This window comes from Paraburkholderia sp. LEh10 (assembly GCF_017814945.1).
Lineage (GTDB): Bacteria > Pseudomonadota > Gammaproteobacteria > Burkholderiales > Burkholderiaceae > Paraburkholderia.
Window position 1 is genome coordinate 71,110 of sequence record NZ_JAGIPX010000006.1, and the last position, 22,086, is coordinate 93,195.

The 22,086-nt window shown below is 62.0% G+C and carries 17 protein-coding genes; 2 read left to right on the forward strand and 15 right to left on the reverse strand.

What is annotated here, in order from left to right; translation table 11 throughout:
- Positions 1–36: 36 nt before the first annotated feature.
- The 6 genes from J8I87_RS06970 to J8I87_RS06995 all read right to left on the reverse strand — a co-directional run bounded on the left by J8I87_RS06970 (position 37) and on the right by J8I87_RS06995 (position 7,421).
- Positions 37–1,629, reverse strand: a complete 1,593-nt coding sequence (locus J8I87_RS06970; protein ID WP_209930713.1) for a sugar ABC transporter ATP-binding protein — start codon at positions 1,627–1,629, stop codon at positions 37–39.
- Positions 1,626–2,573, reverse strand: a complete 948-nt coding sequence (locus J8I87_RS06975) for an ABC transporter permease (RefSeq protein WP_313064163.1) — start codon at positions 2,571–2,573, stop codon at positions 1,626–1,628. Before J8I87_RS06975 ends, J8I87_RS06970 begins: the two co-directional genes overlap by 4 nt.
- 164 nt (positions 2,574–2,737) lie before the next feature.
- Positions 2,738–3,523, reverse strand: coding sequence for an SDR family NAD(P)-dependent oxidoreductase (locus J8I87_RS06980; RefSeq protein WP_209930715.1), 786 nt, complete (start codon positions 3,521–3,523; stop codon positions 2,738–2,740).
- A gap of 127 nt (positions 3,524–3,650) precedes the next feature.
- On the reverse strand, positions 3,651–4,871 hold the full coding sequence (locus tag J8I87_RS06985) for a sugar ABC transporter substrate-binding protein (protein WP_209930716.1): 1,221 nt from the start codon (positions 4,869–4,871) through the stop codon (positions 3,651–3,653).
- 167 nt (positions 4,872–5,038) lie between these two features.
- The gene (locus J8I87_RS06990) at positions 5,039–6,736 is read right to left on the reverse strand and encodes an extracellular solute-binding protein (protein WP_209930717.1); all 1,698 of its coding nucleotides are present in this window, start codon (positions 6,734–6,736) and stop codon (positions 5,039–5,041) included.
- Between the two features lie 547 nt (positions 6,737–7,283).
- Positions 7,284–7,421 carry a DUF2934 domain-containing protein gene (locus tag J8I87_RS06995; protein ID WP_245253765.1) on the reverse strand — a complete coding sequence of 46 codons (138 nt, stop codon included), beginning with the start codon at positions 7,419–7,421 and terminating at the stop codon, positions 7,284–7,286.
- A 68-nt stretch (positions 7,422–7,489) separates the two neighbouring features.
- Between J8I87_RS06995 and ligD the strand changes: the two genes are divergently transcribed.
- Positions 7,490–10,000 (forward strand): DNA ligase D, encoded by a 2,511-nt coding sequence (gene ligD, locus J8I87_RS07000; RefSeq protein ID WP_209930718.1) that lies wholly within the window; start codon positions 7,490–7,492, stop codon positions 9,998–10,000.
- A 68-nt stretch (positions 10,001–10,068) separates the two neighbouring features.
- On the opposite strand, the gene J8I87_RS46260 is transcribed toward ligD, so the two are convergent.
- Positions 10,069–10,386 (reverse strand): hypothetical protein, encoded by a 318-nt coding sequence (locus J8I87_RS46260; protein WP_209930719.1) that lies wholly within the window; start codon positions 10,384–10,386, stop codon positions 10,069–10,071.
- Positions 10,387–10,395: 9 nt separating this feature from the next.
- Here J8I87_RS46260 and J8I87_RS07010 point away from each other — a divergent pair, with 9 nt between their 5' ends.
- A complete protein-coding gene (locus J8I87_RS07010; protein WP_209930720.1) occupies positions 10,396–11,316 on the forward strand; it encodes a LysR family transcriptional regulator in 921 nt (306 codons plus the stop codon).
- On the opposite strand, the gene J8I87_RS07015 is transcribed toward J8I87_RS07010, so the two are convergent.
- The 8 genes from J8I87_RS07015 to J8I87_RS07050 form a co-directional block, all read right to left on the reverse strand.
- On the reverse strand, positions 11,313–12,014 hold the full coding sequence (locus tag J8I87_RS07015; RefSeq protein WP_209930721.1) for a sterol desaturase family protein: 702 nt from the start codon (positions 12,012–12,014) through the stop codon (positions 11,313–11,315). The two genes, J8I87_RS07010 and J8I87_RS07015, sit on opposite strands and share 4 nt — an antisense overlap.
- A gap of 62 nt (positions 12,015–12,076) precedes the next feature.
- Entirely contained in the window at positions 12,077–13,453 is a 1,377-nt protein-coding gene (locus J8I87_RS07020; protein WP_209930722.1) for an MFS transporter, read from the reverse strand.
- Between the two features lie 95 nt (positions 13,454–13,548).
- Positions 13,549–15,276, reverse strand: a complete 1,728-nt coding sequence (locus tag J8I87_RS07025; RefSeq protein ID WP_209930723.1) for a GMC family oxidoreductase — start codon at positions 15,274–15,276, stop codon at positions 13,549–13,551.
- A gap of 34 nt (positions 15,277–15,310) precedes the next feature.
- A complete protein-coding gene (locus tag J8I87_RS07030; RefSeq protein ID WP_209930724.1) occupies positions 15,311–16,117 on the reverse strand; it encodes an enoyl-CoA hydratase/isomerase family protein in 807 nt (268 codons plus the stop codon).
- A 6-nt stretch (positions 16,118–16,123) separates the two neighbouring features.
- Positions 16,124–17,698: an AMP-binding protein gene (locus J8I87_RS07035; protein WP_209930725.1), complete on the reverse strand. Its 1,575-nt coding sequence runs from the start codon at positions 17,696–17,698 to the stop codon at positions 16,124–16,126.
- On the reverse strand, positions 17,691–18,227 hold the full coding sequence (locus J8I87_RS07040; RefSeq protein WP_209930726.1) for a (2Fe-2S)-binding protein: 537 nt from the start codon (positions 18,225–18,227) through the stop codon (positions 17,691–17,693). Before J8I87_RS07040 ends, J8I87_RS07035 begins: the two co-directional genes overlap by 8 nt.
- Positions 18,224–19,045 carry a xanthine dehydrogenase family protein subunit M gene (locus J8I87_RS07045; RefSeq protein WP_209930727.1) on the reverse strand — a complete coding sequence of 274 codons (822 nt, stop codon included), beginning with the start codon at positions 19,043–19,045 and terminating at the stop codon, positions 18,224–18,226. Before J8I87_RS07045 ends, J8I87_RS07040 begins: the two co-directional genes overlap by 4 nt.
- Positions 19,042–22,083 (reverse strand): molybdopterin cofactor-binding domain-containing protein, encoded by a 3,042-nt coding sequence (locus J8I87_RS07050; RefSeq protein WP_209930728.1) that lies wholly within the window; start codon positions 22,081–22,083, stop codon positions 19,042–19,044. Before J8I87_RS07050 ends, J8I87_RS07045 begins: the two co-directional genes overlap by 4 nt.
- Between the last annotated feature and the right edge of the window lie 3 nt (positions 22,084–22,086).

The window sequence follows — 22,086 nt, forward strand, 5'->3', positions numbered from 1 at the left end:
CAAGTTGCCATATACGGCGGAGGTAGCTGCGCCCGCTTACACCATGTGAGCGACCAACTGCTCTTCCGTTGGCTTCGCCTCGGGAGGGGCGAGACACTCTTCGATGACCCGGCCTTCTCGCATCACCAAAATCCGGTCACTCAGTCCAATCAACTCAGGCAGGTCATCCGTGATGACGAGGATCGCCATCCCTTCGTCTGCAAGATCGCGAATGAGGGAGTAAATCTCTTCCTTTGCCCCGACGTCGATACCGCGTGTCGGGTTGTCGAGCACCAAAACCTTAGGCTTGGCCAACAGCCACTTTGCGAGAACCACTTTTTGTTGGTTGCCGCCGCTCAGGTGCGCGCAAAGTTGCATGGCATTCGTGCATTTCACGCGTAGACGCTGGATCTCTTTCCAAACCACCTGCTTTTCCTTTCCGACAGGAATGAACGGCAGGCCCAGAACTCGCATCTTCGGCAGCGCGACCACGCTGGCGTTTGAACGCACCGGGAGGTACAGGACGATCCCCTCGGTTTTCCGCTCCCGTGGCACGTAGGCGACGCCAGCCGAAATTGCGGCTCGGCCGCGGTTTCGTTCGGGCAATGTTTGATCGATCACTCGCACCGATCCGCCACGCGCATACGGGTGCGCGCCCGCGACGGCACGACCGACTGCTTCCTTGCCGCAACCCAAAAGGCCGCCGATTCCCAGTACCTCGCCCGCTCTCAGCGAAAAGGAAACATCGATCACGCCTTCGCCGCAAACTCCGTCGACTCGCAAGATGGGCTGTGTGGATGCGTCACGAGACTTGACGCCCTGCTGTCGCTCCTCCTGGTAGTAGCTCGCCGAACGCTTGCGGCCCACCATCAGTTCGTGCAACCGCTGCTCCGTCATCTCGGCTTTCGGTACTTCCGCTACGCTCTCGCCGTCTTTGAGCACGTACAGGCGATCACACTGTTCCAGGTACTCATGCAGACGATGCGTGACGAGAACGAACGATGCCCGGTCTCGGAGCGCGTCAACCCGTGCGAATAGCGCCTCCGCTTCTCGCTCCGTGATAGCCGCCGAGGGCTCATCGAGCAAGATGATTGGCGACGTTTTCTGATAGAGCGCGGCCAACGCAAATGCTCGAGCAATCTCGACCATTTGTCGATCTTCGAAGCTGAGACGGCCCAGTCTGGTTGTCGGATCGACATGTTCAAGGTTCAAATCTGCGAGGGCCTTCTTCGCCGCTTGAATCGCCGTTTTGCGGTCAATTCGCCCGAAGGCACCCTTGAATGCATGTTCGTGGGCGAGAAACATGTTTTCGTACACGGCGAGGTTCTGAACGAGAGCCTGTTCCTGAAAAACCATCGAGATGCCAGCTTTGACCGCCGCATCGTAACCATGCGGCGCGTACGGGCTTCCATCGAGGCTGAGCGAGCCAGAATCGGGCTGGACAATCCCACTGAGCAACTTCAGGGTCGTGGACTTGCCTGCGCCGTTCTCACCGGCGATTCCCAAAATCTCGCCCGCGTCGATGCGAAGGCTTACCGACTTAAGAACGGGGACGCCCGCGTACGACTTGCTAACGCTATCGGCTACCAACCGTGCGGTTCCGTTTTGGATCGCCGAAGTGACAGCTTCTGCAGATTTGATATCGTTCATTTCAGCGACCTCGTACGACCGTCGTTCATCAGCATTACCGCGATCAGAACCATCGCGCCTTTGATGATCGTCTGGAGATAGGGTTCGACTGCCATAAGGTCCAGACCGTTGGCGACGATCGCAATAATCAACGTCCCGATGAAGACGCGCCAAATGCTTCCGACTCCCCCAGTAATGAACGTTCCCCCGAGTACTATCGCGGCGATCACTTGCAGAGTCAGAGAATCTCCCATGGAAACCGCGGCGGTTCCCAGGCGCGCAGTCATCAACGCTCCAGCAAATCCAGCCACCGCACCGGACAGCGTGAAGGCCAGAATCTTGCATCGGCCAACTTGCAACCCAAGCAACGCTGCAGTGCGCTCGGCGCCTCCTACCGCCATCACGTGGCGCCCGAAGAGTGTCCTCGTATTTACCCAGCCCAATACGAAAAATACGGCCAGTGCCCAAAGGCCGAGATTCGGCACGCCATAGATGAGTTGACCCCGAGCCAGGTACTGAAAGTGACTATCAGAGACGGAAATCGATGAACCGTTGGTCAGCATCAAAGCCACCCCACCAAGGGAAGTCATCATTCCCAGCGTCCCGAGAAACGATGGAATGCGCAAGCCCACATGGACTCCTCCATTCACCGCCCCCAAGATTGCGCCAACTGCCACGGCGGCCAGCGCCGCCGCTACCCCAAGTTGCGGAACCAGCATCGCCGCGATAATGCCCGCCAGCGTCGCTACGGCTCCCACGGACAAGTCGATGCAGCCGAGCAGGATGACGAAGGCGCTTGACGACGCGACCATCAGGAGAAGCGCCGAATAGAGGACAATGTTTTGAAGATTGCCGAGGGTCGCGAAATCCGGTGTCATCACGGAGAATGCTGCATATAACCCGACCAGAACGATCCCTGGTGCGTAGGCCACCAGACTTCGATTCCGGAACATCGACGTCGTCACAGTAGACAAGATTCCTACTCCTGATCCTTTGATCATTTTGCATCGATACCGATGCTTGTCTCCTTCCCGACAAGCATCATCTTGCATCCCCGCACAGATCGGGAAGAGACCTGACGGGCATTGATCCCCAGGCTGCGCATTCGCAGCTTGGTCACGTTCAGCGCTTACACCAGCACCATGCCGCCGTCGCACATGATCACTTGTCCGGTGATGTAGTCGGAATCCTCGCTTGAGAGGAAAGACGCGATGCCAGCCAAGTCCTTCGGCTTCGCGGGATAGCCGAGCAAGATGCTGGAAGAGAAGGAGTTGATGAACTCGCCCTTCTCGTGAATAACGCCTTTGTCCATCATGTCCTGCTCAAGACCATCCCAAAGCGGGGTAACGACGACTCCCGGAGCAATCGCATTGACCGTGATTTTGTGCTTGGCCATTTCCCGGGCGGCAGCCTGGGTGAGCGAGATGACGGCTGCCTTGCTCGCGCAATAGGGCGCGAACTCCGCGTAACCCTGTCTTCCGGCGATTGAAGCCGTGTTGATGATCTTGCCGCCGTCCCCTTGTTCGATCATCTGCTTTCCGACTTCCTGCATGCCAATCATCACGCCGAGCGCATTCACGCGGATGATTGAATTGAAGTTTTCGTCATCGACGTCAAAAAACGGAACAGGCCGATTGAAACCTGCATTGTTGAAAAGCACGTCAATCCGGCCGAACTTTTCAACGGTATCTTCGACCATGCGACGAACGTCTTCGCGCTTCGACACGTCAACCTGAACAGCGATGGCCTCTTGCCCTTGCGCGGACAGAGATGACGCCAGCTTGCACGCGACGTCCTCCTTGAGGTCGGCGATTACCACTCTCGCTCCGTCAGCTGCGACGCGACGCACGATCCCTTCGCCCAGACCTTGAGCGCCGCCCGTGACAATGACGACGCGGCCAGAAAGCTTTACCATAGTCTTCTCCATAAACAATTTATTGAAGTTTCAAATGCGGAGCGTCTTAGAAACTCAGTCTGAATATCTTGTTGACGCACGGCGAAATTACTGAGGCGGATCGCGTGGTCGCGACGCACTGAATAGACTAGAACGAAAGCTTCTGCTTGTTATGCTCTTCGTATTGAGCGCGAACCTTCTGATCGTCCTTGTTCTTGAGTGCGTCCTGATAGGCCGCTGAAAGTTGATAGCCGGAAGGCTTCGGCGTTTTGGCGCGCTCCCATACGGTTACGACATCCATCGGCCAAACGCGATTTTGTGGGTCCCAGTCGTTTGGATGCAGGACATGAGACATCTTCTTCCAATCAAAGGGCAATGGTCCGCCATTGAAGACCTTTTGATATGCAGACACGTTGGCTGCGGTGATGACGGCGACCCCCGTGTACATCATCGCTTCCGTTGGACTCGGCTTCCAACCTTTCGCGATGTCATACGCTCGGACCATTGCATAGCCCGCTTGCCACTCCGGCAGATTGCTTACAGTCGCCAAGATCCGACCGTCTTTGATTAGCTTAATCGTCTCCGCGTTCCCGTCGATACCGACGATAGGAATTCTAATGCCCGCGTCGTCGAGCGCCTGCATTGCGCCGATAGCTTCTGAATCGTTTTGTGCGAAGACACCGTCAATCTTCGGATGCGCGACGATGATGTCTTCCATCACTTTGCGTGAATCGACCTGGTTCCAGTTGCCTTGCTGCGAAGCCACAAGTTTGATTCCGGGAGACTCTTTCAAAGCGCGGTCAAAGCCGTCGTTTCTCGCCACATCGGGTGATGAACCCGGATACCCGGTGAGGTGAACGACGTTACCCTTTCCGCCCATCTTCTGAAAAAGAAGCTTGGCAATCGTGTACGCGTTGGCGCTGTCGTCTGGTGCGAAGAACCCGGCGTACGCGCCGTTCGGCACGTCGAGCGGGTGATACCACGGCAGGGAGTCCCATACTCCGACATAGTGCCCCCCGGCGTCGCGGACCTTGCTGACGAAGGCCGGAATGTTCCCAACATTCTGCGCATTTCCGAAGAAAAGCTTGGTTCCAGCGCGGAGTTGCGATTCATAATTCTGGAGTTGTTTGGTCGGATCGCCGCCGTCCGTCAATGCTCGATAATTCAGCCCCAAGGCATCGGCCGCAGATTTCGCGCCGCGATCCCAATTCGAGAAGTACTCATTTTCGAGGCTCGTAACTTCCCCGACAACCGCTGCCTTCTGCTGCGCCAACACTTCAGTGGAAACCATGAGTGTCATTGCCGAGAGAATGACGACAGTAAAGGTACGGGCGATCGCATTCCCGCCTGGAAGGCGTGATTGACTCATGCTATGTCTCCTGCTGTTTGACGTTATGTCCGCGCGCGTTGGGAACGGTCGGATCTACAAGAAGTGCCGAGGGTATGGAAGGCACGAATTCAGTGTATGAGCGCGGGCTTGGACCGACAACACATCAAATGTCCAATCTGGATATTTTCTGGACGGGTCCTAAACGGTTACTCCATGCGGTCCAGGAAGGTCTGGATACGACTGTTGGCGCGCTCGAGCGCCGTCGCGTCGTCGGTATGGCCACTTAGCGCGTCGTGGATCTCTTCGCCGAGTATCTCTTCGATCCAGTGATAGACGGGAATCGCAGGCCTCATTGACGTGTCCAGCAAATTGTCCCGAGCCTGCTTCTTGACAAAGGAGACAATGGGGGAAGTTGCGTCGAATTCAACATCGCTGCCGACACTGAACTCCGGAACCAACGGGAGGCCGTTCTGCAAGTGACTGATTCGTGATCCAAAGGACGTCATCCAGCTGACGGCCTGCGCGGCAAGAGCAGCCCGATCCCTCGGAAGATTGCTAGGGATCGCCAGAATAAAGCCGCCGACTGGGACGCTCTGCCTCATCCCTCGAACGTTCGGATGCGGTAGATATTTGACGCGTCCGCGTACTCGCGACGAAAGATCGAATTCGAACCGCGCTGCCCGCATACTCCATACGTATGCCATTGCCGTCTTCCCTGACATGAACTCGTACATCGTACGATCACCGTCGAACGTCAGAACGTCGCTCGGCGAAACCTCAAGAAGCTCGCGCATGAAACCGAGCGCATCCTTGGCTTCGGAGCTTTCCAGCATCGCACGCCATCGAAGCCCCTCTCTGGCGGTAGCGCTGACATTGCCGGTCTCGGCCAACGGCGAGACGACTGTGCCATGATGGTCTCCGAGGAAAAACATGAAGGCGCTTGCTATCGGCGTTCCGCGAGCCCCGTTCCACGCGACGCCTCCGAGCCCTCGTTTGGGATCGTGAAGGCGGCGAGCGGCTGACAGTACGTCGGAAGGCGTTCTCGGGAAAGGCAGCTTGGCTGCTTCAAAAAGGTCAGTTCGAGCCGCAAGCGCTTCCACGGTCACATAAAGCGGTACGCCGGCCTGTCGGCCGTCCCACGATGCGCAGTCCCAGAGGGCCGGGTGAAATGATCGCAAGTCCGTCAGAGCCTCGAACTCCTCCACGGGCGTCACAAACTCCTTGCTGATAAGTTCGGGCACCCATGGAATGTTCGCCGTTACGACGTCGAATTCAGACACTTCGCGGGCGGCATTGCGAACGAGGGTCTCGTACAAATGCGGCAACGGCGCCATCGCGAAGTCGGCTCCCTTCCCCGCGCTCGCGCGAATATCGGTCCACAAGTTTCTGAGCGAGGCAAAGTAGTTGTCGTCGTGGAAAAGAAATCGCAAGTTCGGCCCGATTGCCTCTGTGGCATGATTTCCGCGCAGCATCGGAGGTGGAAGCATTTCAGCAATTTTGGCGCGCGGATCGCCGAAGAAATAGTCGTCGGCGCGGTCTGCGTCACTGCGCATCCCAAGTGTCTGTGCGATGAGAACTTTGATCTGCTGCGAAAATGATTGAAATTGTCGACGCAGTGCTTCAGTCGGAGCGAGGTCGAATCGCTTCGACCCCTCCGTGGACTCTTTGGTAACCATGCCCTCAGAAATCATCCGCTGAATTCGACGGTTGGCGGTTCCGTACGGCAGGTCACTCGCGCGGATCAGATCCGAGATGCCGACCCTCTCCCCTTTCAAATGCGCTCGAATCAGATAGCTGACGATCAACCAGTCGGCATCCGGGTCCACCCCATGTATAGACCTGCCGAAAAACGCACGAGAGCGCTCGATGAAGTCGATGATCCTGAGCAGTTCGTAATCGTTCACGGTGAACCCATCGAGCAGTTGCGGAGGCTGTTAGGTCGCAGCTCGAACACTGGAACTGAGAAAGCTTATGAGCTCCGCAGTCGCCCGGAATCATGCCTCTCGAACCGCTCCAGGAGCGCGTCGTTAAAGAGTCTGGCCTTTGCCGGCATTTGGGTGCGCTGGCCGACAAGGCACCCGGTAGGCCGGTCCACTGGCGACTTGACTGCCAGAGAGATCCGGATACATCTTGTCCGCAATCGCCGATCATGGACAGGTACCACGTTACCCCATCACCATCATGCCTTACTCACGCGCCTGACGTCGAGAGCGACCCACATGAATCGCTTACCTTTCCACAGCAAGTACGTCATTGCAAGAGCTTTGAAGTGGTCATCCGCTGAACGGGCTGTGGAGATGGCCCCGAACGCGCCAGAGCTTACCGTTATCCGGCCCGAGTCCCATTTTCCGTTGCGGTTAATGCGCCGGGGCTCGCAGGCAGGGGCTTTATGCGGTAGTCAGGCCCGGTCCGTTCCCGCCTCATTCGTCGGCACGGCTGTTCACCGGCGTATCATCGGTTGCATCGGAAACAAGCTGCCGGCGCGCCCTCTCCCAATACTGGTCCGCTGCGTCCGCCGGGCCCGCCGTCCTTCTTCCAAAGATAGAATGCAAGCGTCCGGATCTGTTCTTCAGTGACTGGCACGTCCATCACAACCTCCTGAGGTTCGACATCCGGCAGTAGCGCTTCAATAGCAAACGGTATGCTCGGCTTGCGCAATGGCCTCTCGATCCGACACCTCGGCTCCTCCCTTGTCTCGCTACCGCAGGAAGCGGGATTTCGCTGTCACGCCGGAACCATCAGCAGCTCCGGCGGTCCCGGATCGCAGCGGAAGCGACCTCGGATTCGTCGTGCAGAAGCACTGGGCGAGCCGGCTGCACTATGACTTCCGTCTCGAACTCCATGGTGTCCTCCTGTCCTGGGCTGTGCCCAAAGGCCCCTGCTACGACCCGAAAGACAAGCGGATGGCGGTGCATGTCGAAGACCATCCGGTCGACTATGCAGACTTCGAAGGCACCATTCCCAAACATCAGTACGGCGCGGGCACCGTTATCGTCTGGGACCGGGGCACGTGGGAACCGGTTGGCGACGCCGACAAAGGAATGGAGACCGGCAAGCTGGTCTTCCGGCTCCACGGTCAAAAGCTCGCCGGGCTGTGGGAACTGGTGCGCATCTCGAAGCCAGACGACAGGCAAGACCAGTGGATGCTCTTCAAGAAACGCGACGAATGGGCTCGCCCGCTCGCCGAATACGACGTCATCAAGGCACTGCCGGATAGCGTTGTCTCCCATCCGCTCGGGCTGGTGGAAGAGCGCGAACCAAAGTCATCCAGACCCGCACACGGCGCCGATCTCGAACCGGACCTCTCCGCTGCCGCGCGCGCGCCGCTGCCTGCGAAGCTTGAGCCGCAACTTGCGACCCTGGCCATCTCGCTGCCAACGAGCGGAGAGTGGATTACGGAGACCAAGCTGGATGGATATCGACTCCTGACCCGGATCGATAAGGGGCGCGTGCGGCTACTGACGCGAGGCGGGCATGACTGGACGTCCAAATTTTCTTCTCTCGTGACGCAGCTCGGTGATCTGCGACTCTCGTCCGGCTGGCTGGATGGGGAAATCACCGTCATGAAAGACGGGTTGCCGAATTTTTCCGCGCTTCAGAATGCTATTGACGGGCGAGCTGCCCAGGACATCGTCTATTTCCTGTTCGACCTGATGTACCTCGATGGTAAAGACCTGAGGAAAGTGCCCCTGTGGTCAAGGCGCGCGCGGCTGGCGCAACTTCTCGATGATGCCGGGGAGCAGCTACGCTTGAGCCCGGACTTTGACGCAGCGCCAGCACAGGTGTTCAAGGCCGCCTCCAGCCTGGGTCTGGAAGGGCTGATGCTCAAGCGGCGTGATGCCCCCTACGAGTCCGGTCGGACGCAAACCTGGCTGAAAGCGAAAGCGCGACTACGACAGGAACTCATCATCTGCGGCTTTACGGCACGTGGAGGGAAATCGGGGGAAGTCGGGAGCCTGCTGCTTGGCTATTACGTCGGCGACAAGCTCCATGATGCTGGCAGTGTCGGCACTGGCTGGGACTCGCGGACCGCCCACGACATCTGGTGCCGGCTCGTTCCGCTGGAAATAAACGTTGCCCCATACGATGTCGCAGCGGCAAAGCAACGGCGGTGGTCACGACGCGCGGCCGGCAGTGAACGGTGGGTCAAGCCGACCCTGGTTGCGGAAGTCGAGTTCGCCGAATGGACTGCGGATGGTGTAGTCCGGCAGGCGTCGTTCAAGGGACTACGTCTTGACAAGCCTGCGGACAGCGTCGTCCGCGAGGGAGGCAAGACACAGGCGCCTGAGCCTGCTCCCGAACTGAAAATCACTCATCCCGAGCGAATCGTCGACACGTCGGCAGGCATCACGAAAGCTGACCTCGTTCGATACTACGCGAGCGTCGCGGAATGGATGCTCCCTCATCTGAAGGACAGGCCCGTGGCAATGGTCCGCGCGCCAGCCGGTATCGCAAGCGAACTGTTTTTCCAGAAACACGTCGAGCGTACCAGTATGCCGGGACTGACCGTTCACAATCGCGGCCTATGGCCCAGGCACCCACCCTTACTGAGCGTGGATACGGTTGACGCGCTACTGTCCGCGGCGCAAATGAACGTCATCGAGTTCCACACGTGGAATTCAACAGTCCGGAAACTCGGCAAGCCGGACCGGGTCATCTTCGACCTCGACCCAGGCGAAGGATTGAAATGGAGCTATGTTCAGGAGGCCGCTGTCCTTGTCAGAACGCTGCTTTCGGAACTGGGCCTGCAGTCGTGGCTGAAGACAAGCGGCGGCAAGGGGTTGCACGTGATCGTGCCGCTGAACTCGCGCCTCGACTATGCAGCCGTGAAGTCGTTCTCGCAGGCCTTTGTCCGGCATCTCGCGAAGACGATTCCCGAACGCTTCTCCGCCATATCCGGCCCGTCGAACCGCATCGGCAAAATCTATGTGGATTACCTGCGCAATGGAATGGGACAGACAACGGCTGCAGCGTTTTCAGCGCGCGCCCGTCCGGGGTTGGGAATGTCGATGCCCGTCGCGTGGGAACAGCTCACTGACCTCAAAAGCGGCGCGCAGTGGAATGTCCAGACTGCGCGCGAATACCTGAGCTTTCAAGCCAAAGACCCATGGTCCGACTACTGGTCGACTGCACAATCGCTGGCTTCGGCGACAAAGCGCCTGCGTTGAAGCTCATCCCCGAGGGTGCCGCCCCTGTGATCAAAGACTTGCTACGGGCAGTTCGATCCGATGCCGCTTTACATCGCGTACCCGCCGAACCGCCATGTCAGCGCGAAGCTGCGCGTGTTCATCGACTGGGTCGTCAAACTGATGAACGAACGTGACTCAGGCGCTTGGATGTCTTTCGCCTCTTTGACAACATTTGGCACCATACAGGTCCCGCCATATGCCTGAACCGGTGCCAGCGTTCGCAGTATGCGTTGCGCGATCGCCTCGGTCGGCCCTGATGGACGCTCGGCTGCAATCAGCGACTCGATGCCGTGGGTTAGCGATACGACGCCCACCTCATGAAAGACGGTGCGCGGTACTATCTTCGTCAGCCCCGTCCCGTACACCCCTGTGCCATGGAACTGAAGCAGATCCAGTACTTCATCGCGCTTTTCGAAGAAGGCACCGTCACGCGCGCCGCCAGGCGCCTCAACATCGCGCAACCGGCGCTCAGCATGCAGATCGCCAAGCTCGAAACGGAGATTCGGCAGAAGCTTTTCGAGCGCGGGCCGCACGGCATGGCGCCGACCGAAGCCGCACGGTTGATGTACCGCCTTTACACGCCGATCATGCGCGACATCGATCACGCACGTGAGCACCTGAGTCGTCGCGATGTGATCGTGACGGGCCGCGTGTCGCTGGGGATGGTGTCGTCGGAGGCGCAGAGCGTATTGCCCGAATCGCTCGCCCGATTCGATACGCTTTTCCCGCAAGTCGAAGTGTCCGTCGCCGATGGCTTCAGCGCGCAGCTGATCGACGCTGTCGAATCTGGCCGGCTCGATGCTGCCATCATCAACAAGCCGCGCGGACGGCTGACGCTCCACGTCGAGCCTTTGCTCGTCGAAGAAATGGTGCTGGTGACGAGCGCGGTGCACGGCCCAGAACTACCCGACGCGATCGATCTCACGCAGCAGTCGGGCATCGAACTCGTGTTGCCCACGCGCCGCAACGGCCTGCGCGGCGCGCTCGATGCCGCGCTGATGGCGGCCGACGTCGTCATCCAGCCGAAGTTCGAGATCGATCTGCTCAGCACCATCGTGCAGTTCGTCGAGCAGAGCAGTGTCGCGACAATCCTGCCGCGCGTCGTCGTGCAGGCGAAAGTGGACGAAGGGCGCTTGCGCGCACGCACGATCACATCGCCGCAGATCGTGCGGCACATCATCCAGGTCACGCATCCAAAGCGGCCGATCGGTCCCGCCGCACAGGCGCTCATCGCAATTATCACTGACGAGATAAAGCGCGTGACGACGGGTGTATTGGCGAAACAAGCGCCTTAGCGGCCGTGTTCCAACGGTTCGCGCGCACTACTCGGAACGTCGCTGCGCGTGCCGAACAGCGTGTCGCAGATCGGGAACGTGAGGTTGAAGTTCTGCGTCGCCATCACTTCGGGATCGTGGTGTGTGGCGTGCAGGCGCCGCACTGTGTTGACGAGCGGAACGCGGTCGAGGAACGGGCTATCGGTGAAGTGTGAGAGCGTATGCAGGCCCTCGTACATCAGAAAGTAGGCCGCCATCGTGAACAACGCGATATAGCCTGCGTTGCGGGAGAATACGAACCCGATCACGAGCGCGAACGGCACGGCCGCCAGCACGAACGCAACCGGCGCGAACGGCGGAAACAGCAGCGCGCGCCAGTGACGGTGGCCCTTGTATTCAAGCGTCACATGCGTGAAAAAGCGGTGATGGACCGCGCAATGGCGCTTGTAGATCATGCTGAAATACTTCGTCGGACGATGCAGCACGTAGCGGTGCGCCGCCCATTCCGCCCAATTACCGAACAGAAAGAGCGGAATGACCGCCAGCCATTCGGCGAACGTCGGCGCATGAAGCTGCATCAGGCAATACACGATCACGCCGCCCGTGAAGAGCAATGTGAAGCCGAGGTGCATTTCTCCGCGATACCACCATGGCGTCGCGTTGACATACTCGTCACGGAACTTGTAGGAACGCGCACGAACGTCTTCTTCGTATTTCATCGATGTCTCCTTCTGTTGTGAAAGGCGTGCGCCCGTTGGCGTCCGCCGTTATGGCCAATGACTCAGGCGTGATTGCGCGCGGAACTGCCTTCAAGCTTGCCGAGCGTCTCGGGCACGACGAACGCGCCCACGAGGAAGATCACGCTGATCGCGCCGATGAAGACCGCTAGTGTCATCGGCAACTGGCTCGCGTCCTTCGCCGCCAGCGAAACGGCCGTCGGCATCATCCCGCCGATCGCGAAGCCGATATTCCAGGAGAGGCCCGTGCCGGTCGCACGGATCGAAGTCGGGAAGCGTTCATTCAGGAAGATCAGGATCGGCGCATAGCCCGCGCTGCCGAGCGCGCTGAGAAGCACGGCATAGACGCCGACCATCATGATGCTGTCGGCGGTAGGCAGAAGCAGGAATAGCGCGGGCAACGCGACGAGCCGGATCATCCCGATCCACACGAACGCTCCCTTGCGGCCGATGAACGTGCTCAGGTGCCCTGTTGCGATCGATGCGATCACTACCGCGATGCTGCAGGTCATCAGAATCGCCGCGGCGGCACCGTTGGGTGCGTGGCTAACTACCTTCAGGAACGTCGGCAGGTAGCCCGATGTCAGGTAGTAGCCGCTGCCGCCGCCAATCGTAAGTAGCAGGTTGACGAAAAGGATCTTGCGATAGTCGCGCGAGAACAGCGTCTTTAGCGGCGAGCGCACGACTTCGATGGGCGCGCTCTTGACCTGTGCGGTGGCCTTCGCGGCCTTTTCGGCGGCGAGCTTCTTCCACAGCGGCGACTCTTCCAGGCTGTTGAACACGAAGAGACCAAGCATCGAGCTGATGATGCCGGTGAAGAACATGCAGCGCCAGCCCCATGCGTCAAAGGCATCGCCGGGGAAAAGCGCCGACATCGCGAGGAACGTTACTGAGGCGAGCAGCGCGCCGAGCCCTGCCCCGCCGCCGCCGATCAGTCCCGACACCGCGCCGCGATACTTCGGCGCGACGGATTCCGTTCCGATGGTGTGCGTCGAAGCAACCACGCCGCCGACAAACACGCCCTGGATCAGGCGCAGCAAGAGGAAGAGAATCGGCGCGAGCAGGCCGGCTTGAGCGACGGTCGGCAGCAGGCCGAACGCAGCCGTCGACAGGCCGACGCCGACCACCGCCACGATCATCGCGCCTTTACGGCCACGGCGATCGGCGTAAGAACCGAAGAGCGCGGAGCCGAGCGGGCGCATCAGCAGTGTCACGGCGAACGATGCATAGACGGCGGCGAGAGAAAGCATCGCGTGCTCGGAGGGGAAGAAAAGACGCCCCACCACTGGCGCGACATATAACAGCACGAACAGATCGAATAAATCCAGTGCCCAGCCGAGACACGAAGCTACCACTGCGCCCATCACCTGTCGCTGATCGACAGCGGGTGCGGCGGCGCCATTTTGCGCTGCTACGGACATTTCCATCTCCTTGAATTCACAGGGCCATCTCTCGATCGACCCCGTGTTGAAGGCACGTTGTTGTCGCGTGCTCTTATTGCCGTTAAAGAAACTTGTCAGTGCGCGGCGGCGAGCGGCGTCGTAGTCGATGCGCTGCCTGCGCGTCTCGTGACCATTGCGTCGGCGATCTTCTCGGCAATCATGATGGTCGGGATATTGGTATTCGCCGAAGGCAGTCGCGGCATCAGCGATGCATCAACCACTCGCAAGCCTCGCGTTCCGTGCACTCTGCCCTCGGTGTCGGTCACGGCGCTGCGCTCGTGCGCGTCGCCCATGCGGCACGTTCCGCTCGCATGCCATACCCCGAAGACGTTCGCGCGGATGAAATCGGCGAGCGCGCGGTCGTCGTGGATAAGCGAAGCCATCTTCAGGCCGCGCGTGAAGAAGCGTTCAATCAGCAGGCGCCGCAGCGGCGCCGGTGTGTCGAGCAGCGCGCCGAGGATCGAAGTCAGAAGCGCATTGCCTTCGCCGACCTTGCTCAGCGCCTTCACGCGCGGCGAGAAAGCCGCCGGAAAGAAGTCGCGCGCATCGCGTCCCAGACCCGATGCATCGACAATGCGCGCCAGCATCCGCACGCCCGCGGCGAGCCGTTGCAGATCGCGCTCGTCATCGAGCAGATTCAGATCGACGCGCGGCGCGGCGGCCGCATCGGGCGAAGCCAACTGCACGCGGCCACGCGAGTACGGCCGGTTGCACCACAGGAAGAAGAGGCCGAGCCGGTTGCCGAGCGCATGCCACGCGGCGCGCGTCGCGCTCGACAGATACAGGTCCGACTCGTCGCAGCCCGCGATGCCCGAACTCATGCGCGCGGCCATCATGCTGGCGCGGCGTCGTGCGAGCGGCATGCGAAAGCGCGGCTCGAGAAAATGACAGAACGTGAGCGACGGATGATCCTGCAGATTGCGTCCGACGCCCGGCAAATCCACCGTACATGCGATACCCATCGCCACGAGTTGGCCCGCATCGCCGATGCCGGCGCGCATCAGCATCGCCGGCGACTGCATTGCGCCCGCGCTCAGCACGACTTCGCCCGCATCGAAACGCACGCGCTCGCCGTTCGCCGCAATCGCGACGACACCGCGCGCCGTCGTGCCTTCCATCACGATGCGTTCGACGCGCAGATTCGAATGGATACTGAGATTCGGGCGTTGGCGCGTGGCTGCGTCGAGGTAGGCGATGGCCGTCGACACCCGCTTGTCGTCGATGTTGGAGAAAGCGCCCGGAAAAAAGCCGTCGCCGAACTCGCCGTTCTGATCCTGCAATTCAGGGAAGCCATTGGCGCGCAAACCCTTGGCGAACGCATGACAGAACGCGGGCCAGTCTTTCGGCATGATGCGGCGGATCGGGACGGGACCATCGCTGCCGTGCAGTTCGCCGCCGGGGAAGTCGACGTCGCGTTCGAGCTTTCGGAAGTACGGTAGCACGTCGCGCCATGACCAGCCATCGGCGCCGCTCGCGGCCCATTCGTCGTAATCGCGCGGCAGGCCACGATTGGCCGACTGCACGTTGATGCTCGACCCGCCGCCCATCACGCGGCCCTGTTCGTAGACGCGCGGCGCGGCGTCCCTCGTGGCCTTCGCCTTGAGATCGGGCCAGATGTACGTGTCGCCGCAGAAGACCGGCATCGGATAGCTGTCAAGAATGGCCGCAGGCACTGCGCCAGGCGGCGTGTCGGCGCCGGCCTCGATCAGCGCGACGCGCACAGTCGGCGTCGCCGACAGCCGATGCGCGAGCACGCATCCCGCCGAGCCGCCGCCCACGATCACATAGTCGAAGCGATCCATCACCTGTCTCCCCTTATGTTCGCCGCGCGGCGTATCAGGAACCGCGAAACACCGGCTTGCGCTTGCCGTGGAACGCCTCCACGCCCTCGCGGAAATCGTCCGACGCGCGCAGCCGGCTATAGCAATGCCCTTCGAGTTCGATCGCAATCGAGAGCGGCGAGTCTTCCGTATCGTTCAGCAGCTTCTTCGCGGTGCGCTGCGCGAGCGGCGAGAACGCGCGCAGTTCGTCGACGAGCGCATCGGTTGCCGATTCGAGTTCCGCGTCCGCGACGCAATCGACCGCGATGCCCCACTCGTACGCCTGCTTGCCAGGAATGCGGCGCGAGCGCATCACGATGTCCTTCGTGCGGCCGATGCCGACCATCGACTGCAGACGCGCCGAGCCGCCCGAGCCGGGAATCTGGCCGAGCTTCTGCTCCGGCAGCGCATAGAAGGTCGTATCGGTGACGATGCGGAAATCGCACGCCAGCGACAACTCGAAGCCCACGCCGAAGCAGAAGCCGCGATTCGCCGCGATCACCGGCTTCGAGCACCGCGCGGGCGCCGCGATGTTCCACGCGAGCTTCGATACGTGCTCCGGCGAGGCTTCCAGAAAGCCCTTGATGTCGCCGCCGCTCGAAAAATGCTCGCCCTTCGCGCGCACGACGATCACGCGCACGCGGTCGTCCTCGTCGAGGGCTTCGAACACGGCGCGCAACTGCTCGCGTGCGGGCATCGAAATGACGTTGAACGGCGGCCGATGCAGGATGATGTCGGCGCGCTCGCGCTGCGCGTCGATTTCGACCGAGAAGCCGTCGAGGTCTTGCAGCAGCGTCCGGCCGCGATGGTTGAGATCACTCATTGTGGGTTACTCCTTGGTGGTTTCTGTAGGTTGAGCGGCCTGCGCTTTCGAGTCGGGCGTGTACTCGCCCGCCTGCAGCTTGCGGCGCAGGATCTTGCCGACGGGCGACTTCGGGATGTCGTCGACGAAGACGTAATCGCGCGGGCGCTTGAAGTTGACGAGGTCGGACTGGCGGCACCATGCATCGAGCGAGTCGGAATCGACGTACTCGCGGCGCTTGATGAATGCAACCACGCGCTGGCCCCAGCGCTCGTCCTTGACGCCCGCGACCGCGACTTCATCGACGGCGGGATGCAGCGACAACACCGATTCGATATCCACCGGCGAGATGTTTTCTCCGCCGCTGATGATCATGTCGTCGACGCGACCCGTCACGTACAGATCGCCGTCGCGGTCGAGATAGCCCGTGTCCCCGGTGAAGTACCAGCCGTCGCGCAAGCACTTCGCATTCGCGTCCGGGCGATTCCAGTAGCCTTCGAAGGCTTCGTCGCCGAGCAGGTCCACGGTGATCTGTCCTTCTTCGCCGACTTCGGCGATCTCATCGGGCGAGAGCGCATCGAGCTTCACGACGCGCAGCCGCGTATTGATGCCGGCGCGGCCCGCGCTGCCAGGTTTCTTCGTCGCGTCCTGATCGATGCTGAACGTGTAGACCTCGGACGAGCCGTAGTGATTGACGAAGAGCTCCGGCTCGAACGCGGCCGAGAGGCGCTTGAGCAGGCTGTCGTTCATCGGTGCGCCCGCGAAGCCGAGCTTTCTGACCGACGACGTGTCCGTGCTCGCGAACGCGCTGTCGGCGAGCAGATCGTGATAGAGCGTCGGTACGAGATAGAGGCAGGTGAGCGCGTGCTTCGAGATGCATTCGAGCGCGAGCTTCGCGTTCCAGCGCCGCACGCAGACGAAAAGGCCATCGACGAGCGCCATCGCGAGCAGCGAGCGCACGCCCATCGTGTGATAGAGCGGCATCACGCCGAGCGTCCGTTCGCCGCGCCTGTACAGGTTCTGCGCGACGTGCGCTAGCGCGCCCGCGCGTTCGTGCCGATGCCGGCGCGGCACGCCCTTGCCTTTGCCCGTCGTGCCGGACGTGTAAAGGATCAGCGAGATGTCGTCGGCGGCGGCGTGCGTCGTGTCGGTCACGTCGCCGCTGCGCGTTCGTTCGACGATGAGCGCATCGAAGATGGTGGTGCGGCCGGGCGCATCGTCGAGTCCGACGCGAGGCACTTTTTGCGCGGCAGCGCTCTGCGCGACGGAATCGGCGCTGACAGGTTCGTACACGATCGCCTTCGCCCCCGCGTCGGTCACGCAGTAGTCGACTTCTTCCGGCTTCGCGCGCCAGTTGAGCGGCACGATCACGATGCCCGCGAACTGTCCGGCCCAATGCAGCGTCGCCATTTCCCAGCGGTTTTGAAGCACGACGAGCAACCGGTCGCCGCGTTGCAGGCCCAGCTCGCGCAGGCCAACGGCGACATTCAAGATCATGCGATGCCACTGCGCGTACGTCAGTTGCACATCGCCATCGACGAGCGCGAGCGCGTTCGGACTGCGCTCGACGCTTTGCAGGAACGTGCGGCCGAGATCAAGCATGTTCGACCTCCTTCGTGCTTGCCACGGCCCGGCGGCGCGCCGCCACGTCGAGCACCGCGGCCACGATGGGCGTGTAGCCCGTACAGCGGCAGATATGACCCGAGAGCATCTCGCGCACTTGCTCTTCGGACGGATCCGGCACGCGCCGCAGATAATCCGCGCACGACATCAGAATGCCCGCCGTGCAGAAGCCGCATTGCAGCGCGTGATGCCGCTGGAACGCCTGCTGCAGGTCGCCAAGCGTCTGATCGGGCGCAAGGCCTTCGACGGTATCGATATGCCGCCCATCGGCCTGCACCGCGAGCATCAGGCACGACCGCGCCGCGACGCCATCGACATGCACGGTACACGCGCCGCATACGCCGTGCTCGCAGCCGACGTGCGTGCCCGTCGCGCCGAGTTCGTGCCGGATGAAGTCCGACAGCAGTTCGCGCGGCTCGCAATGGCCGCTTCGTTCGCGGCCGTTCAGCGTCAGCGTGATGCGCTGCGCTTCGCCTTGCCGCAGGATGTTCGTCGATGTCTTGCTCACTTCGCCTCCTCAATCACGCGCCATCCGAGTTGCCGGACCAGATTCCGGCGATATTTCGCGCTGATGTGCGCGTCGTCCTGCGCGTTCAGTTTCCAGCTCAAATCGTTCAGTGCGCCACGCAAGTCGTCGCCCTGCAGACGCGGCCATTGCTCCGTCACCGGCCGGTCCGCGACGCCGCCGACTGCAATACGGATCGAATCGTCGGTGACCACGGCCGCGCACGCGACGATCGCGAAATCGCCGTGTCGCGCGGAAAATTCCGCGAACGCGTAGCGCACGCCCGGTTTGCGCAGCGGGAAGCGCACCGCTTCGACGAGTTCATCGGGCTCGCGCGCGGTCATCAGCATTCCCTGAAAGAAGTCCTGCGCGGCGAGCGTGCGGCGCCTCTTTCGCGAGCGCAGCATCACGTCGCCGCCGAGCGCCGAAAGCACGAGCGGCAACTCCGCGCTCGGGTCCGCATGCGCGATCGATCCGCACACTGTTCCGCGATTGCGAATCTGAAAGTGCGAGATATGCGGGAAGGCCATCGCGAGCAGCGGCGCTTCGTCGGTGAGCGTGCTGCGCCATTCGACGCTGCCTTGCGTCGCTGCGGCGTTCACGACGAGATGCCCCGCCTGCTTGTCCACGCGCACGGCGTCGAGTTCGGCGGTGCGCGAGATATCGACGAGCACCTTCGGCTGCGCGAGCCGCATGTTGAGCACGGCCATCAGCGACTGGCCGCCCGCCAGCACGCGGGCGTCTTCGCCGTATTGCGCGAGCGCGTCGAGCGCGTCTTGCGCGGTCATCGCGCGCAGGTAATCGAATGGTGCAGGCTTCATGCGTGTCTCCTGAAACGTGCGAGGAGTCTTGCGATCCACGATCCGTGCGCGTGCACCGGCTTGCCCGCCGCCTGCCGTCCGAGCGATTCGAACAACTGCTTCAGCACGACCTTCGCCGCGCCTTCGAGCATGCGGCCGCCGACGGCCGCGACCTTGCCCGACACCTGCGCTTCGTAGTCATACGTGAGCCGCGTGCCGCTGCCTTGCGGCGTCAGTTCGACGAGACCGCTGCCGCGCGCGCTGCCGAGCGGTGAGATGCCCGCGCCAGCGAGTCGCAGGCGGCGCGGCGCATCGATCTCCGACAAGCCGATACGCGCCTCGAAACGCGCCTTGATCATGCCGACGCCGACGGTCACGTCCGCGCGATACTGGTCCGGCGCGGTTTCTTCGAGCGCGTGACAGCCGGGAATGACGTTCGCGAGCGCCTTCGGATCCAGCAGCACGGCGAACACAGCTTCGGGCGTCGCGGGCAGATCGACGGTGCCTTGCGCCGTCAGCGCGCGTCCGCCGCCCGGCGTCGCGGGCTTCGTGGCGGGCGCTTCGCGATATTCGGGGCGCGAGGGTTCGGGATCGTCAATGCCGATCATCGCCATCACTTTGGGCGGCGTGAGCGGCAAGCGAATGTCTTCGACGCCGAGCGCATCCGCCACCGCATTCGCGATGCATGGCGGCGTGCTCATATTGTTGCCTTCGCCGAGACCTTTCGCGCCAAGCGGCGTGAAAGGCGAAGGCGTCTCCAGATGCACGATCAGCGGATCGGGCACTTCGCAGGTCGTCGGCATCAGATAGTCGGCGAGCGTGCCGGACTGGAAGCTGCCGTCCGCGCCGTAGCGGAACTCTTCCATCAGCGCCGCGCCGAGGCCTTGCGCGAACGCGCCGCGAATCTGGCCATCGGCGAGTGCGGGATTGAGGATCGTGCCCGCGTCGTGCACGGTCACATATCGGTCGATGCGCACGCGTCCCGTCGCGCGGTCCACTTCGACGCCGCACATGTCGAACGCGAAGCCATACGCCGCAGATGTATTGATGCGGTCCTGATCGTCGGGCGCATCCATGTGCGGCGGCGACCAGAACACGGTTTCGCGCAGGCCCGGCTCTTCGCCTTCGGGCAAGAGCGCGGGCGCCCAGTGCGGCGCATTGCTCGCGGCGCGGGCGAACGGCAGCGCGCGGTCTTCGGCATCGCGCGGAAAGACGCGCGCGCCTTCGAAGCGCACGTCGCCGGGCGCGCAGTTGAACTGCTTCGCGAGCACACGCGCGAGCTTGTCGCGCACGCGCGTCGCGGCGAGATGCACCGTGCCCGCCACCGCGCCCGCGAAGCGGCTCGAATAATTGCCCGCCGCGACGGACCAGGCGTCCTTGTGCGTATCGAATTCGACGTTGACGACAATGTCCTTCGGATCGAGTCCGAGCACGTCGGCGACGACTTGCGCGCACACTGTCATGTGGCCCTGGCCCGCGGGCGTCGATGCGATCGTCACCACCACGCCGCCGAGCAGATCGACGTTGACGGTCGCGCTCGCGATCGCGCCGTTCTTTGGCCCTGCTTTCTTGCGCGCGTCGGCGGGCATCACGGTCGTGATGTAGCCCATGTTCGAGACCGACGGCTCCACGATCGCCGCGAAGCCTATGCCATACAGCCGCCCTTCGCCGCGCGCGGCGTCGCGGCGCGCGACGAGTTCGCGGTATCCGCCATCGTCGATCGAACGGCGCAGCGCTTCGTGATAGTTGCCCGAATCGAGCAGTGCGCCCGCTGCCGCGCGATACGGGAACGCGTCGGCGGGAACGAAGTTGCGGCGATACACGTCGAGCACATCGAGCTTCAGCTCGATGGCGATGCGCTGAACCAGCCGCTCCAGCGCGAAATACACCTGCGGTCCGCCGAATCCGCGCACGAGGCCGGTTGGCGTCTTGTTTGTCAGCACGACCCGGTTGCGCACGAGCAGATTCGGGATGGCGTAGGCGCCCGTCAGACAGCCGTGCATCCGGTAGAACGTCGCGGGCTCGGGCGCGCGCACGTAGCCGCCGACGTCTTCCATCTGGTCGTACGAGAGCGCGACGATGCGGCCATCCGCTTCGACAGCGGCTTCGATGGTCGATACGCGCGCCGTCGCCGACGTCGCCGCGCTCAAATGTTCGAGCCGGTCCTCGACCCACTTCACCGGCGCACCCGCCTTACGCGACGCGAGGCACATTAGCACGACATACGGAAACACCGCCTGCTTCACGCCGAAGCTGCCACCGGAATCGCGCGGCGCCTTGTGACGCAGGCGACTGGCGGGCACATTCAGCGCCATTGCCATGACGGCGTGCAGCGAGAACGGCCCCATGAAATTCGACGTGACGTCGTAGCCTTCATCGCCCGAAAGATACTCGGCGATGACCACGCCGCACTCGATAGGCGCGCAGGTGTTGCGCGGATAGTGCGCGACCAGCTTCACGCGATGCGGCGCGCGCTCGAAGGCCGCTTCCGGCTCGCCGTAGCGGAAATGCCGGTCGCTGATGACGTTGCTGCCGACGCGTTCGTGCAGCACCGGCGCGTCGTCCTTCGCGGCTTGTTCGATCGACGTCACGGGATCGAGCATCGCGTAGTCGACCTTGATGAGATCGAGCGCGTCTTCCGCGAGCGCACGCGATTCCGCCATCACGACCGCAACCGGCTCGCCGACGTAGCGCACGCGGTCCATCGCGACCGCCCACTGTTCCATCGGCGATCTCACGCCGACGACGAACGGTCGCGACCACGGACGCAAATCGTCTCGCGTGAGCACGGCGCGCACGCCCGCGAGTTTCGATGCAGCTTCCGTATCGATCGACAGGATGTCCGCGTGCGCGTGCGGCGAACGCAGAATCGCGGCGTGCAGCGTGCCCGGCTTTACAGCGATGTCGTCGCCATAGCGGCCACGGCCCGTCAGGATCGCCGGGTCTTCGAGGCGCTGCATCGGGCGTCCAATGTGGCGCTGCGGTGCGGTAGCTTCGCGCGCCTGGTTGTCGGAGACGCGCGCGTCCATGTCGGCGAATGCGGTTTCGCGCTGATTCATGAC

Bases quoted from the DNA above. Each gene is read 5' to 3' on its own strand.
- ligD (WP_209930718.1), top strand. From the start codon at position 7,490: ATGGCCTCTCGATCCGACACCTCGGCTCCTCCCTTGTCTCGCTACCGC.
- J8I87_RS06995 (WP_245253765.1), bottom strand. From the start codon at position 7,421: ATGGACGTGCCAGTCACTGAAGAACAGATCCGGACGCTTGCATTCTAT.
- J8I87_RS06980 (WP_209930715.1), bottom strand. From the start codon at position 3,523: ATGGTAAAGCTTTCTGGCCGCGTCGTCATTGTCACGGGCGGCGCTCAA.
- J8I87_RS07050 (WP_209930728.1), bottom strand. From the start codon at position 22,083: ATGAATCAGCGCGAAACCGCATTCGCCGACATGGACGCGCGCGTCTCC.
- J8I87_RS06985 (WP_209930716.1), bottom strand. From the start codon at position 4,871: ATGAGTCAATCACGCCTTCCAGGCGGGAATGCGATCGCCCGTACCTTT.
- J8I87_RS07015 (WP_209930721.1), bottom strand. From the start codon at position 12,014: ATGAAATACGAAGAAGACGTTCGTGCGCGTTCCTACAAGTTCCGTGAC.
- J8I87_RS07035 (WP_209930725.1), bottom strand. From the start codon at position 17,698: ATGCTTGATCTCGGCCGCACGTTCCTGCAAAGCGTCGAGCGCAGTCCG.
- J8I87_RS07010 (WP_209930720.1), top strand. From the start codon at position 10,396: ATGGAACTGAAGCAGATCCAGTACTTCATCGCGCTTTTCGAAGAAGGC.
- J8I87_RS07030 (WP_209930724.1), bottom strand. From the start codon at position 16,117: ATGAGTGATCTCAACCATCGCGGCCGGACGCTGCTGCAAGACCTCGAC.
- J8I87_RS06970 (WP_209930713.1), bottom strand. From the start codon at position 1,629: ATGAACGATATCAAATCTGCAGAAGCTGTCACTTCGGCGATCCAAAAC.
- J8I87_RS07025 (WP_209930723.1), bottom strand. From the start codon at position 15,276: ATGGATCGCTTCGACTATGTGATCGTGGGCGGCGGCTCGGCGGGATGC.
- J8I87_RS07020 (WP_209930722.1), bottom strand. From the start codon at position 13,453: ATGTCCGTAGCAGCGCAAAATGGCGCCGCCGCACCCGCTGTCGATCAG.
- J8I87_RS07045 (WP_209930727.1), bottom strand. From the start codon at position 19,045: ATGAAGCCTGCACCATTCGATTACCTGCGCGCGATGACCGCGCAAGAC.